The organism is Paenibacillus sp. (assembly GCF_031177825.1).
Taxonomy (GTDB): Bacteria; Bacillota; Bacilli; order Paenibacillales; family YIM-B00363; genus Paenibacillus_AE.
Genome location: NZ_JAPSKE010000005.1, coordinates 176408 through 189517 on the forward strand (window position 1 = coordinate 176408; position 13110 = coordinate 189517).

Genomic DNA, 13110 nt, shown 5'->3' on the forward strand with positions numbered 1-13110 from the left:
AGTCTGGCGGCTTCTACGGGATCGCGGAAAGGATAACCTCCCTCTCATCGGCTTGATCGGGGCGGCATCCGCTGAACGGGCGGAATAGAAGAGACCATTTCCAGTTCGATGACCGTTTAAGACGTACGATTTAAATTTGAACGGGAGGATTCCCCGTCTGCATCACTTCGCGAGCGACCTTGCCACCGTCGGCAGCATCTCGGACGAATGGGCGAACGCCTCCTCGTAGAAAAGCGCCGCCGCCCCCCGACGAATCGTGCTCGGCAAGGGGCGGCGGCGCTCATTGAATTAATGCGTCGCTTAAATACATTTGATTTCCATTAACCCAATCCTCTACAATAAGATCAAAATCTCTCGAAGGAGAGGATCCCATGATCAAAGCTTCCGCGGACCCGCAATGGCTCCCGCTGTACGATGCGTTGGCCAGCGACGTCCGGCTGCACATCATCCGCATGCTGTCCGAGCAATCGATGAATAACAAAGATATCGCGGAACGCTTGGGCCTGAGCGGCGCGATCGTATCGATGCACGTCAAGAAGCTGCAGGCCGCCGGCATCGTCACCTCCGTGATGGTGCGCAAGGACGGCGGCACGCACAAGATGAACGCTCTCGCCGTGCCCGGCGTCGAAGTCTTGTTCCCGCACGTTCGGCAGGAAGCGAGGACGTTCCATGAAGTCGTCGTTCCCGTCGGCCACTACAACGATCACGAAGTGTACCCGACCTGCGGCCTCGCGACGACCGGCAAGATGATCGGCCAGTTCGACGACCCGCGCTTCTTCCTCGATCCCGAGCGCGTCCAGGCAAGCATTCTATGGTTCGGCCGCGGGTTCGTGGAGTATCGGCTGCCGAACTTCCTGCTCTCCTCCCAGAGGCTCGAAGAAATCGAGATTTCGCTGGAGATCGGTTCGGAGGCGCCCGGCGTCAACCGGGATTGGCCGTCGGACATCACCTTCTCCCTGAACCAGAAGGAGCTGGGCGTCTGGACGAGCCCGGGCGATTCCGGCGAAGGCCGAGGCGCGTTGACGCCGGCCTGGTGGACGGATCAAGTCAATCAATACGGCTTCCTCAAGCTCATCCAGATTCGCGAAGACGGCACCTACCTGGACGGGCAGCGCATGTCGTCGGTCGGGCTGCGCGACTTGGCCGTGCAGCGCAATCAGTGGACGCTCCGTCTGGAGGTCAAGGAAGACGCCGCGCACGTCGGCGGACTGACGCTGTACGGCGCCGGATTCGGCAATTACAATCAAGACATCGTCTTCCGCACGTATTATCGGTCGATCTAAGCCTCTAAGCGTACGGCTCCCACTTTGCCCCGCCCGGCATCGGGCAGCGCTTCTCCTTCAGCTTCGCCGTAATTCGGACCAAGCATCCGCACACGACGCACGTGTGACCGTCGATCAGCTTCGGACAAGCGCGGCAGCGCGCCAGCCGCTCCTCGTAGACCGCATCCGGCACGCAATAGGCGCTCCCGGGTCGAAACATCGGCGAGGAGAGGATCTTATCGACCCTCTCCTCGGTCACTCGGAAGTCGCTCCGGCACCCCTTGCAGTCCCGATCCGCCTCGTTCCCCGCCCTCATCGATCGGCGATCAGCTCCAGCACCGTAACGGACATCGGGGCTACGGTCGCTGCAAGCGCGTTCCCCTCGATCGCGAAATCGACGAACGGCTTCGGCGCCACTCGCTCCGGCGAATCGAACGTATTATGCCCGTCGATCCGGTCCGCGGTCAGCGTCCTGCCGCTCGCGCTTACCTTCCCTTCCGCCAAGCCCCGAAGTTCGATGCGGACGCCTGCGCTCGCCCGATGATCCAGATTGCACAGGCTCACATGGATGCGCCCCTCCGCGTCGCGCGAAGCGGAGACGGACACGTGGGGCAGCTCGTTCGCGCCGCCGCCGATCGTCCCGATCGTCTCGTGCGTATCGAGCAGCTCCGCGTCCTGATGCACCTTGAACATCTCGAAGACATGATACGTCGGCGTCAACAGCATCTTCTCGCCTTCCGTCAAGATAACCGCCTGCAGAACGTTCACCAGCTGCGCGATGTTCGCCATCCGAACGCGGTCGCAATGCCGATGGAAGATGTGCAGCGTCATGCCCGCCACGAGCGCGTCGCGGATCGTATTTTGCTGATACAGGAATCCCGGATTGGTGCCCGGTTCCACGTCGTACCACGTCCCCCATTCGTCCACGATCAGGCCGATTCGCTTGTCCGGATCGTATTGATCCATGATCGCCGAATGTCTCGAGATCAATTCCTCCATGTGCATCGCCTTCTTCAAGGTGACGCTCCATTCCTCTTCGACGAAGCCGGTCGCCGGCCCCTTCTCCGCCCAGGTGCCCGGAAGGGTGTAGTAATGCAGCGTGATCGAGTCCATGAACCGGCCCGCCTGCTTCATCAGCGTCTCCATCCAATGATAGTCGCCCTCGCTCGGACCGCACGCGATCTTATGAATGCGGTTATCGCCGTAATTCCGGACGTACGTCTGGAATTGACGGTACAAGTCCGCGTAATATTCCGGCCGCATATTGCCGCCGCAGCCCCAGTTTTCGTTGCCGACGCCGAAGTATTTTACCTTCCAGGGCGCCTCCCTGCCGTTCGACTTCCGCAGCTCCGCCATCGGCGACACGCCGTCGAACGTCAAGTATTCCACCCATTCGGACATCTCCTGCACCGTTCCGCTGCCGACGTTGCCGTTAATGTACGGCTCGCAGCCGAGCAGCTCGCACAGCATCATGAACTCATGCGTGCCGAAGTGGTTGTTTTCGACGACGCCGCCCCAGTGGGTATTGATCATACGCTTGCGCCGCTCCCGCGGCCCGATGCCGTCCTTCCAATGGTATTCGTCGGCGAAGCAGCCGCCGGGCCAACGCAGGACGGGAATCTTCATCCGCCGCAGCGCGTCCAGGACGTCGTTGCGAATCCCATTCGTATTCGGGATGGGCGAGTCCTCCCCGACCCACAGCCCTTCATAGATACAGCGCCCGAGATGCTCCGAGAAGTGGCCGTAAATATTGCGGTCGATCGTTCCTCTCGGCCGATCCGCGTGGATCACGACTTGGTTGGTCATTGCAATCATTCTCCTCTTCATTGAATTAATAATGTTATTAATCGTATGACTTATTCATTAATTCACCTTCTATATTAATAGACATTTGCAGACTTCGCAATCCGAAACCCGGTCATGCAGAAAAAGAAAACAGCCTCCTTCGGCGAATGCCGAACGAAGGCTGCTTCTGACGGAACCCGAGTCGATTCGACACGATGTCGAACCTTAGGGGTTTTTCTTCCTTGTCACTTCTACCGAATCCTCAGTATGATGAAGGTATTCTATGGGAAAGGATGGTTGTCGTGCAAAAACTTTCGAACCAAGCGTTGTTGGACGCCTACCATTACATCGCGAAGGGGGAACGAGCGTTTCACGAAGAGTTTATTTCGGCCGTGTGCAAGGAACTCGCCTCCCGAGGCATCCTCTTCCAGGGTAACGCGGAAGCCGCGAAGGAGGGAATTCGTAACGTCATGTGTCCGACGCAGGGAATCCAATTCAACGCCGGCTAATCGTTCCAAGTTCAAAACGGGAGACGGATCGTGACGATCGTTCCGTTTCCTATCTTGCTTTCGAACTTCATCTCTCCCCCATGCTCCTGTATGATTTTATGGCAGATCATGAGCCCGAGACCCGTCCCTTGCTCCTTAGTCGTATAGAACGGATCGCCCAGCTTCCCCAGCGCTTGCTCGTCGATGCCGGGGCCTTCGTCCGCGAACCGAATCGCGACATGCCTTGCTTCCTTCCCGACGGCGACCCGCAGATTTCCGCCGTTCGGCATCGCCTCGATCGCATTCTTCATCACGTTCAAGAACACCTGCTTCAACTGATTGTCGTCGCACCGAATTTCGGGGATGTCGTCGTCCCATTCGAGATGAAGCGTCACGTCGTTCAACGCGGCATGAGACTGTACGAGCGGGAATAAGGCGTCGAACAACGTCTCCAGCCGATGCCGTCTGTACTCCGAGGGCACGGGCTTCGCCAGCTGCATAAATTCGTTGACGATGTAGTTGATCCGCTTCAGCTCCGTCTCCATGATCGCGCAGTAGGCTTGGTTGCCGACGAACTTTTCCCTTAACAGCTGATTGAACCCGATGAGAGCGGTCAAGGGATTCCGGATTTCGTGGGCGACGCCGGCCGCCATCTGTCCGATGACCGACAGCTTCTCGGACTTCCGCAAAGACTGCTCCCTTCGAATTCGTTCCGTAATGTCTCGAATCGTCGTTTGGTACACCTTGCGATCCAGTAAAGAAAAGGTTTCCCCGCTCGAAGCTTCCCCTTCGAACACGTCCCCGTCGCACCGAATGAACGACAGAGTGACCAGCTCCAACCCGCGAATCGATTGCCCCGAAGCGATAAACCGATCGCTCGTCTTGTGATGGAAATCCGGGTGGATAAAGTCGAGGATCGACCTGCCGACCACTTGCTCCGGTCCTCGGGCCCGTAACAACCGGATCCCCGCATCGTTCGCGTAGACGATGATGCCTTCGCTGTGAACGAAGATCGCCTCCGGAACCGACTTCAGCAGCTGGCGATAACGCAGCTCGCTCTCCCGGAGCGATACCTCCGCCTTCTTCCGCTCCGTGATGTCCCTGCACAGCAATTGAACGGCCTGCTCGCCTTTATACTGGATCGGCACGGCTCGGACTTCCGCGGTGACGACGCTTCCGTCGCGGCGAACCCACTTCTTTTCCATAATGTCCGTAGGCTTTCCGAATTCGAACGGAGGACCGACCGGTTCCATGATCGATTGCCCGACGTCCGGCGACCGGAGAAAATCCGCGAGCCGTCTCCCGATCGCCGCTTCCGCGTTCGGGGCTCCGATCATCTCGGCTCCCGCCGCATTCGTATACACCACGATTTCGTTGCTGTACACCAGAATCGGTTCCGGGGAAAATTCGACGAGTTGCTTATATTGCCTGTTCGTAAACCCGATCTCCCCGCCGGACGTCCGCTTCTTGCCCGGCCCCTTCCTTCTGCTATCCATGGAGTTCCCCCGCAGTCGTCCTGGTTCCAAGCTTATCCTATCCATGTATATATTACCTGCGCGGTCGGTTGTCAATCTAAAATTCTAGAAAAAGAGGCTCCCGGCCGCAGCCGAGAACCTCTTTAGAGTCACATTTCTTTAAACCACCGTATCCCTTATCACCGTCAGGAAACCGAACCTCATTGCGTCGCTAATGAACCGTTCGATGGACTGCCTTGCATGATCGCTGAACAAATACCACTCATCCGCAGTTGCATCGTGAATCAAGATCTCCGGGTACCCTGTTAAAAGTTCGGATGGGAAAGAACGAATTAAGGAATACACATCATACCGAACGATGCTGTTCCCTTCATGGTCTAGAAAATCAAATTGTGCATTTTTGTAATAAGACCCAAGCGTGTCTATCGTATGCATCCACGAATAATGTTCAGGGGCTTCGACCTTCTTCGGAATTGGACCATTCGACGGTAGCTCCCAAACTTTCGCTAATCACGCGTAAAGGTACCATTGTCCGTTTGTTCTTGATTTCTGGCTTGACATCGGATGAAACCGCAACGCCGTCAACTTTGATTTGCATATCTGCCGCATAGGTAAAGGACGATGACGATGAGACAAATAGAAAGATCGCAAGAAACAAACCAAAAAGTGCCTTTTTCATAAATGCGCTCCTTTTACGGATAATTTCGGCACACAGTAACCGCGCCCCATATTTAGACGCAACTGGAAATCATATGTTGCACAGCTCCCTAGACTCGAATCATTTCCATAAACGCTCGCAGCGGCTTCGAGATCCACTTCTTGGGCCGTAGGCCGAGAAGCAAGTCCAGGCGAATTTCTGGATGGCGAATCGGCAACACGGCAAGCTTGCCGCTTCGGATCTCCTCTTCCGCCGCCATTCGCGGCAGCAGCGAGACCCCGGAACCGGCTGCCAAGCACCGCTTGATCGCTTCCGGATTGCCGAGCTCCAAAGCGATCCGATATGGGATACCCTCCGTGCGAAGCACACGCTCCAGCATCGAGCGATAATTACAGCTTTCCTCCGCCATGATCCATTCGGTATCTTGCAATTTATCTAACGTAAGCGTGTCTTGCGCCTTCCGAGCGTCGGCGGGGTTCGCAAGAAAGACGAGCGGCTCCTCCCTGATTGCAATCCATTGCAAGTCGGGTTCAGGAGGACCCTTCTCCAGTAGAAGACAGACATCCAATTCCCCTTCCTTCACTCGGTCGATCATTGCCTGTTCGCGGCCGGTCACGATTCTGATGGAAAGTTCGGGATCATGCGCCTTCAACGGCTGGATGACGTCCGGCAGGACGTATGAGGCGATCGAATCGATCGTCCCGATCGTCAGCGTCCCCCCGCTCTGCCGCGCCAGAGACTCTCTCGACTGTTGGTGGAGTTCAAGCATTTGCAACGCGACCTTTAACAATTCCTCGCCGGCGCTCGTCAATCGCACCCCCCTGCCCGATCGTTCGAACAGCTTCACCTCGTAGTACTGTTCCAGCTTCTGCATCTGCATCGTCACGCTCGATTGCGCGTAACCGAGCTCCGCCGCGGCACGGGTAAAGCTCCTCTGGAGTGCCACGACGCGGAACGTATTGAGATAGGTCAGGTCCATGCTCCACACCAACCATCGTAATTATTGATATTACTCATCATCTATTATAGATAACTGTGATGCGAAATACGATGTTAGACTGAACGTAATTCGAAAATATTCCAGTTGTCGAAAGGCGGAGAACGCATGCTGCAATCGAACGATCTCAAAGGTATTTTCGTCCCGGTGGTTACCCCGTTTACCCAGGACGGCGAGCTGGACCTGCCTTCCTTCGAGCGTTATCTTGGACAATTGTTGCTTCATCCGTTACATGGGATTGTGATCAACGGAACGACCGGCGAAGCGCCGACGGTAGAATGGGCAGAGGTCGAAGCGTTGTTCGAGGTTACGCGGACGGTCGTTCAGAGGCTTGGCGTACGTATGCCGATCATCGTCGGGACCGGCACCAACGATACAAGAACAACCGTAAGGAGGACGAAGGCGGCCGGCGAGTGGGGCGCCGATGCGGTTCTGGTCGTTACTCCATATTACAGCCGCCCGTCCGAAGAGGGTGCATTCCGACACTTTCAGACTGTAGTCGAGACCGGAATGCCCCTCATTGCTTATGAGGTGCCGGAGAGGACGGGGATTCGGTTGTCGGCTGAGACGATGGAGCGAATCCTTACGCTGGACGGGGTCATTGGCCTCAAAGACGCTACGGGCGGCTGCGACTTGTTGAACGCGTTGGTAGGCCGTACGGCGAAGCCGATAATGGCCGGCTCCGACGACATCTTCGCACGGATGCTCCGCCGCGGTGCAAGCGGAGGCTTATTAGCGTCGGCACAGTTCCGAACGGAGTCCTTTCTGGAAGTCTATCGGTTGGCAGCGAATGGGTTGTACGACGAGGCGGAGGCAGCCTTCGTCAAGCTGCTCCCGCTTACCCGTCTGCTCTTCCGGGAGACGAATCCTTCCCCGATCAAGTGGATGCTCGCGCAATCCGGCATTCTCGCCTCCGACGGGGTACGCCTACCGCTTACCCCGATTAGCCGGCCATTGCAAGAGGAGCTGTCGGCGTTCCTGTAATTTGATACATTACATCAAGTATTTTCCCGTGATGGACTGCTCCGCATGGATGATCTGCGAAGGCGTGCCCTCGAACACCACCTGGCCGCCTTTGCTGCCTCCGTCCGGTCCCATATCGATGATCCAATCCGCTTGGCTGATCACCTCGAGGTTGTGCTCGATGACGATGACCGTATTGCCGGCATCCACGAGGCGGTTCATGATCCCTAGCAGGTGACCGATATCCGACATATGCAGGCCGGTCGTCGGCTCGTCCATCACGTAGATGCTTCCCTTCTTATGCAGCTCGCTTGCCAGCTTGATGCGCTGGCATTCCCCGCCCGAGAGCGTGCTGAGCGGTTGGCCGAGCGTAACATAATTCAATCCCACATCGCTCAACGACTGGAGCTTGCGCACGACCTCTTTCAGCTCGAAGAAATCCAATGCCTGCTCCACCGTCATCTCCAGCACTTCTGCAATGGACTTGCCGTTCAGCTTGTACGCGAGCACCTCTTCCTTAAATCGTCTGCCTCCGCACGCTTCGCAAGGCAGCTTCACGCTGTCGAGGTAGGCAAGGTCTGCGTACACGACGCCCAGTCCTTGGCAGTTCTCGCAAGCCCCCTTGGAGTTGAAGCTGAACAATCCTTGGTTGACCTTGTTCGCGGAGGCGAACGCCTTGCGCACATCGTCCATAATGCCCGTGTAAGTTGCAGGATTCGAGCGCGTCGACACGCCGACCGCCGATTGGTCGATGACGATCGCATCCGGATGCTGGCCGAGGAATACTTCATTGATCAGCGTACTCTTGCCCGAGCCGGCGACTCCCGAAACGACGGTCAGCACGCCGGTCGGAATATCTACGCTTACGTTCTGCAAGTTGTGTAGCGTAGCATCCTTAATGGACAGCTTGCCGGACGGCTGTCTGCCGTCGCGCTTCAGCTGGAGCGGCCGCTTCATATGAGTGCCTGTCAGCGTATCCGCCTCCAGCAAGCCTTGGAAACTTCCTTCGTACACGATAGTACCGCCGCGGCTGCCGGCTTGAGGCCCTACATCGACGATATGATCCGCAACCTTGATCACGTCGGGATCATGCTCGACGACGATCACGGTATTGCCCTTGTCGCGCAGCTTCCGAAGCAACTCGTTTAACCGGTGTACGTCACGGGGGTGCAAGCCAACGCTGGGCTCATCGAAAATGTAAGTGACATCCACCAGACTGCCGCTCAAGTGCTTTACCATCTTGACGCGCTGCGACTCGCCGCCGGACAATGTATCCGTCTCGCGGTCCAACGTTAAATAGTCTAGTCCGATATCCACCAGATGCTGCAATCGCTCCGTCAGCGACGTAACGATCGGCGCGGCGGCAGGATCGTCCATCTCCCGAATGACGCGAATGAGCCGTCCGACCTCCATGGAGGACATATCGGCGATGTTGAGTCCATTGATCCTGCAACCGAGCGCGGCCTGACTGAGTCTCGCGCCGCGGCAGCCGGTGCAGGGACCTTCGGAGATGTACGGCGCAACCGCTCGCTGCGTGCGCTCGGACATCGTCTTCACATCCCGCTTGATGTACTTGTTGGTGAATTTCTCGATGACGCCTTCCACTGTAATATTCATCGCCTTCCCGGCGAAATCCATTTCCACTTTCCTCGCCTTGGCGTTCAGCAGCCGCTCCAGTTCCTCATCCGAATAATCGCTCAGCTTCTTGTCGAGATCGAAGGAGCCTGCCTGCACGACCATGTTCCATTCCCACCCGTTCACCGCATAGTCCGGCAGCAGGATCGCCCCTTCGTTCAGCGACTTGGACTTGTCCAGCGCCTTGCTCATGTCGACGCGCAGACTGCGACCGATCCCGTTGCATTCGGGACACATCCCTTGCGGATCGTTAAACGAGAACATATTCGCTTGTCCGACATAGGGCCGACCGAATCTGGAATAGAGCAGACGGAGGATGGGAGAGATATCGGTAATCGTGCCCATCGTAGAATGGGAACCGCCGCCCAGCCGCTTCTGATCCACAACGACCGCCATGCTAAGGTTTTCGATTCTATCCGCATCCGGCTGCGGAAACCGCGGCAGGAAGTTACGGACGAACGTGCTGAAGTTTTCGTTCAGCAGACGCTGGGACTCGGTGGCGATCGTATCGAAGACGATCGACGACTTGCCGGATCCGGAAACCCCGGTGAAGATCGTGATCTTCCGCTTGGGAATGCGCAAGGATACGTTCTTCAGGTTGTTTTCCCGCGCACCCGAGATTACGATATACTCCTGATTCGATTCGCTCATACTTTACCTTCCCTCCGATTCTATTTTCTCCAAAAAGTAGAACAGTCTGCCTTGTCCAAAATATTATACTCGATCATTTTCTCAAGCAGCGAAAAATCGACCGGACGATCCCACCGGATCCGTACCAACTCCGAGCTATGGTCATAGCCAGCCTGCTTAATGTCGTCGGAGAAACGAATCATCCCCGCCCTCTCGGGAGCGACAGCCAAATGCGCTTTGGCTGCGCTAAATCCAATAATAAATGTGCCGTGATCGGTAAACATCGGCTGATTCCATGCGACTTTCGGCTGTAAATTCGGAAATCTCTTCGTTACCCATTCCAAAACCTCTTCCGTCCGCGCCCGATGCTGCGGATGATCGATTTTCGCTAAAAATTCCGCAAAAACTTCCATGTCGTTCCCTCCTACGTCATTATCTCATTACCGAATTTCCCCATACGAGGATTTATTTCAACCTAACTTCCATCGATAGTTTATCCTTGACCTAGCATCGACAAATGCACTGTGGCGGTGTATATTGGCATTGTTACACACATCCATTAAGCGGAAAAGAGGCTTACGTATGTGCCCAGGCATCCATTTCTTGAAGTTGAGGAAGTAAAACGAAAAACAAATAGGCCCAGCAGGGTTTATTTGTAATGGCGTTTTCGAACCCAACCATGAGATGGAGGCTTTTTTTGTGCCCAAATATAAAACCACGTGGATCCCCCGATTCGGGCGATTTGCGTTCCTTTCCATGCCTCCATCTCATTGGCAACAACCTATTATTGGAGGTATGGAACATGAAATTTTCGGACCGCGTATTGAAGCAGTATCTTGAGCATGTGTACTGGATTTGCGGAGGTCCTTGCGGCGGGAAGAGCACGATGACTACCGCGATCGCAGCGAAGTGGAACATGATCCCCTATTCTTCGGACGATCACACATTCGAGTACCAAAAGAAGGCTAACCCTCAGGATCATCCGGCGATATTGAGACATTTCGTCGATTGGGAATGGTATTTTCTTGGTCGCGGGAATGATCGTGGGCAATGGCTCAACAACGCGTTCGATGAATCCGTCGAATTTATCCTATTGGATTTACTCCAAATGGGGAAAGAAAAGCCCATTGTCGTCGATACGTTTATGGACCCCGAATTTCTCAAGACGATCGCGGATCATCGCCGGATCGTATATTTATTTGCCGAAGACGATGTAATCCGCTCGCAATATCTGACTCGGGAGCACGTCAGCGGCATGGAACAGTTATTCCCGACGCTCTCCGACCCGCAACGCGCTCGAAACGAAACCTTGGATACCGTTGCGAAGGGGTCGAATCACTCTTTCCTAAAGGTAAAGCAACAGGGTGTGCAATACTTCGTAAGAGAGGCTTCGACAACGAAAGAAGAGGTGCTGTCATGCATTGAAAAGCACTTCCAATTCACGTAACCCAATAAAAACGGTCGCCTGCGATTGGCGACCGTTTTTTACGTACTATACGGCGAAAGCGCTCCATTGGCGGAACTAATCATCTAATCCCTTACCATCGAGGATATGCGCCATATATTTTTCAACCCTTGACTCTCGAGTTTTGGATTGCTTGGCCGAAGAGAAATGCAGAATGTATGCTCTTTGCCGTCCCGGCGTCAATGCTTCGAAGGCCGTTTTTAAGTCGGGGATTTCAACGAATTTATTGGCTAATTCCTCAGGTATCGTGTATTCCGCGTTCTTCTTATAGTCTACTTGCAAGCCGGCTTTCTCGACTTCGACGGCTTCATCAATATAAGTTTTCAAGATCAGCTGCATTTCATCTATTTCTTGAACATGGGTGAACCGAATCTGGCGCGCTGCCTGTACATTCTCCGTTTGTTGGATTAAGATCGCATGAGGATCTTTCAACAACGCGCCTTTGTGAAACAGAATCGCGCAGTAATCCTTAAAGCCATGAATCAACACGATGTTTTTACCGTCGTACGTGTAACAAGGATGCATCCACTTAAAATCCTCGGTTAGCCCGCAGTCGAGAACGATCTCTCTCAATAACTCGAATTCTTCTTTCCACTTCTTAAGTTTGTTGAAATAGGGATCAAGCTTAGCGTTTCTTTCACCTTTACTCATGAAGCCCCCCTTTCTGCTTTGTCCGATAAATCGAGACTAGGCCAATACCTTTTCCAGCTCGCCGCACCATGTACTCCAGCCATACTTAGCCCCGTTGAGCGCTTGAACGTTAGAGATTCCGGTTTGTTCCAGATGAAGGTTTACTTTCCCGTCCCCTAGGTCCTGCAGCGTCCAGGTGATCGTGTGCGTCTCGCCGCTCGCCCAAGTGTAGGACAACCGGTGGGGTTTCTCCACGATCAGTACTTCGCCTTCAATAATTCCATTCCAATATTCGGACGGTTGCGTACGGAATTGGAAACGGTGTCCCACGACGGGCTTAAAGTCGTTATCCATCGGTTCGCCCGTCTGGATGTTGGCCACCCACTTGGCAAGCTTGCTTGAATCGGTTAAGGCGGACCAAAGTTTCTCGATCGATGTCTTATATTGAAAATCCAAGGATAGCGTTAAACTCACTCTTCTTCCTCCTCCAATAATTGGCCCAGGCGCAACATATTCGTACTCCAGAACTTGGTGTAGAAAGCCACCCAATCTTGAACTTCCACGAGCGGAGAGGCGTTCAGCCGAAACCGCGTTTCTCTGCCGACTTTCCGGTCAAGCACCAGGCCGGCCTCTTTAAGAATTGTCAAATGCTTGGATACCGCTGTACGGCCCATTGAAAACTGTGCCGTTAATTCATGTAGCGGGGTTTCCGCTTTCTCCGCTAACAGTCGAATCAGTCGGCGCCTCGTTGGATCTGCGATCGCGTCAAACACATCCCGAACCTGGTTGTTTTCGCTCACAACTCCCCCTCCAGAATTACAATCTCTGTTGAAATCTATTGGTGATTTGCAGGGACAGCCTTTAAGTTATTATCGATACGCTGACGCATGCGATACAGCCGCACCGGTCCTATCCCAAAAATTGGTCAAGACGTATAAAGGGTAACCCAGATTCGTCGCTAACTCAAGGGTTTCCCCACACCGAACAGGACACCATTTGGTGTCACTTTAAATTATAGATCCCTCATGGCGTTATGTCAACATCGTTTCTACACGTACCATGACCCGATCCTTTCACCGTGAAATGATTTTACAAGAAAGTGTTTCACCGAAGTATCGAATC

Annotated in this window: 13 protein-coding genes and 1 pseudogene; 4 read left to right on the forward strand and 10 right to left on the reverse strand. The window is 54.6% G+C overall.

The window, feature by feature from the left end:
• Nucleotides 1-371 precede the first annotated feature (371 nt).
• Nucleotides 372-1283, forward strand: coding sequence for an ArsR/SmtB family transcription factor (locus RIN49_RS08135; protein ID WP_309119674.1), 912 nt, complete (start codon nucleotides 372-374; stop codon nucleotides 1281-1283).
• A 4-nt stretch (nucleotides 1284-1287) separates the two neighbouring features.
• Here the strand turns inward: RIN49_RS08135 and RIN49_RS08140 are convergent, their stop codons facing one another.
• Together RIN49_RS08140 and RIN49_RS08145 are read right to left on the reverse strand one after the other, a co-directional pair.
• Nucleotides 1288-1578 carry a DUF6171 family protein gene (locus RIN49_RS08140; protein ID WP_309119675.1) on the reverse strand — a complete coding sequence of 97 codons (291 nt, stop codon included), beginning with the start codon at nucleotides 1576-1578 and terminating at the stop codon, nucleotides 1288-1290.
• Nucleotides 1575-3068, reverse strand: coding sequence for an alpha-N-arabinofuranosidase (locus RIN49_RS08145; RefSeq protein ID WP_309119676.1), 1494 nt, complete (start codon nucleotides 3066-3068; stop codon nucleotides 1575-1577). Before RIN49_RS08145 ends, RIN49_RS08140 begins: the two co-directional genes overlap by 4 nt.
• 281 nt (nucleotides 3069-3349) lie before the next feature.
• On the opposite strand from RIN49_RS08145, the gene RIN49_RS08150 reads away from it, so the two are divergent.
• Nucleotides 3350-3556, forward strand: a complete 207-nt coding sequence (locus RIN49_RS08150; RefSeq protein ID WP_309119677.1) for a hypothetical protein — start codon at nucleotides 3350-3352, stop codon at nucleotides 3554-3556.
• An 11-nt stretch (nucleotides 3557-3567) separates the two neighbouring features.
• On the opposite strand, the gene RIN49_RS08155 is transcribed toward RIN49_RS08150, so the two are convergent.
• From RIN49_RS08155 to RIN49_RS08165, 3 genes and pseudogenes are all read right to left on the reverse strand, one after another.
• Nucleotides 3568-5031, reverse strand: a complete 1464-nt coding sequence (locus RIN49_RS08155) for a PAS domain S-box protein (RefSeq protein ID WP_309119678.1) — start codon at nucleotides 5029-5031, stop codon at nucleotides 3568-3570.
• 138 nt (nucleotides 5032-5169) lie between these two features.
• A pseudogene (locus tag RIN49_RS08160) lies at nucleotides 5170-5689 on the reverse strand (copper amine oxidase N-terminal domain-containing protein).
• Between the two features lie 88 nt (nucleotides 5690-5777).
• The gene (locus RIN49_RS08165) at nucleotides 5778-6647 is read right to left on the reverse strand and encodes a LysR family transcriptional regulator (protein ID WP_309119679.1); all 870 of its coding nucleotides are present in this window, start codon (nucleotides 6645-6647) and stop codon (nucleotides 5778-5780) included.
• Between the two features lie 126 nt (nucleotides 6648-6773).
• On the opposite strand from RIN49_RS08165, the gene dapA reads away from it, so the two are divergent.
• Nucleotides 6774-7649 (forward strand): 4-hydroxy-tetrahydrodipicolinate synthase, encoded by an 876-nt coding sequence (gene dapA / locus RIN49_RS08170; RefSeq protein WP_309119680.1) that lies wholly within the window; start codon nucleotides 6774-6776, stop codon nucleotides 7647-7649.
• 9 nt (nucleotides 7650-7658) lie between these two features.
• On the opposite strand, the gene RIN49_RS08175 is transcribed toward dapA, so the two are convergent.
• A complete protein-coding gene (locus RIN49_RS08175) occupies nucleotides 7659-9914 on the reverse strand; it encodes an ATP-binding cassette domain-containing protein (RefSeq protein WP_309119681.1) in 2256 nt (751 codons plus the stop codon).
• Between the two features lie 20 nt (nucleotides 9915-9934).
• The gene (locus tag RIN49_RS08180; RefSeq protein ID WP_309119682.1) at nucleotides 9935-10306 is read right to left on the reverse strand and encodes an iron chaperone; all 372 of its coding nucleotides are present in this window, start codon (nucleotides 10304-10306) and stop codon (nucleotides 9935-9937) included.
• A gap of 389 nt (nucleotides 10307-10695) precedes the next feature.
• Here RIN49_RS08180 and RIN49_RS08185 point away from each other — a divergent pair, with 389 nt between their 5' ends.
• Entirely contained in the window at nucleotides 10696-11340 is a 645-nt protein-coding gene (locus RIN49_RS08185) for a hypothetical protein (protein WP_309119683.1), read from the forward strand.
• A gap of 75 nt (nucleotides 11341-11415) precedes the next feature.
• Here RIN49_RS08185 and RIN49_RS08190 read toward each other — a convergent pair whose 3' ends face one another.
• The 3 genes from RIN49_RS08190 to RIN49_RS08200 are packed head-to-tail and all read right to left on the reverse strand — an operon-like array spanning nucleotide 11416 to nucleotide 12788.
• Nucleotides 11416-12009, reverse strand: coding sequence for a YdeI/OmpD-associated family protein (locus RIN49_RS08190; RefSeq protein WP_309119684.1), 594 nt, complete (start codon nucleotides 12007-12009; stop codon nucleotides 11416-11418).
• Nucleotides 12010-12045: 36 nt separating this feature from the next.
• Nucleotides 12046-12462 (reverse strand): SRPBCC family protein, encoded by a 417-nt coding sequence (locus RIN49_RS08195; RefSeq protein WP_309119685.1) that lies wholly within the window; start codon nucleotides 12460-12462, stop codon nucleotides 12046-12048.
• The gene (locus RIN49_RS08200) at nucleotides 12459-12788 is read right to left on the reverse strand and encodes an ArsR/SmtB family transcription factor (protein ID WP_309119686.1); all 330 of its coding nucleotides are present in this window, start codon (nucleotides 12786-12788) and stop codon (nucleotides 12459-12461) included. The genes RIN49_RS08195 and RIN49_RS08200 overlap by 4 nt, the downstream gene beginning before the upstream one ends.
• Nucleotides 12789-13110 lie beyond the last annotated feature (322 nt).

Bases quoted from the DNA above. Each gene is read 5' to 3' on its own strand.
- RIN49_RS08180 (WP_309119682.1), bottom strand. From the start codon at position 10,306: ATGGAAGTTTTTGCGGAATTTTTAGCGAAAATCGATCATCCGCAGCAT.
- RIN49_RS08140 (WP_309119675.1), bottom strand. From the start codon at position 1,578: ATGAGGGCGGGGAACGAGGCGGATCGGGACTGCAAGGGGTGCCGGAGC.
- RIN49_RS08135 (WP_309119674.1), top strand. From the start codon at position 372: ATGATCAAAGCTTCCGCGGACCCGCAATGGCTCCCGCTGTACGATGCG.
- RIN49_RS08190 (WP_309119684.1), bottom strand. From the start codon at position 12,009: ATGAGTAAAGGTGAAAGAAACGCTAAGCTTGATCCCTATTTCAACAAA.
- dapA (WP_309119680.1), top strand. From the start codon at position 6,774: ATGCTGCAATCGAACGATCTCAAAGGTATTTTCGTCCCGGTGGTTACC.
- RIN49_RS08175 (WP_309119681.1), bottom strand. From the start codon at position 9,914: ATGAGCGAATCGAATCAGGAGTATATCGTAATCTCGGGTGCGCGGGAA.
- RIN49_RS08185 (WP_309119683.1), top strand. From the start codon at position 10,696: ATGAAATTTTCGGACCGCGTATTGAAGCAGTATCTTGAGCATGTGTAC.
- RIN49_RS08155 (WP_309119678.1), bottom strand. From the start codon at position 5,031: ATGGATAGCAGAAGGAAGGGGCCGGGCAAGAAGCGGACGTCCGGCGGG.
- RIN49_RS08165 (WP_309119679.1), bottom strand. From the start codon at position 6,647: ATGGACCTGACCTATCTCAATACGTTCCGCGTCGTGGCACTCCAGAGG.
- RIN49_RS08145 (WP_309119676.1), bottom strand. From the start codon at position 3,068: ATGACCAACCAAGTCGTGATCCACGCGGATCGGCCGAGAGGAACGATC.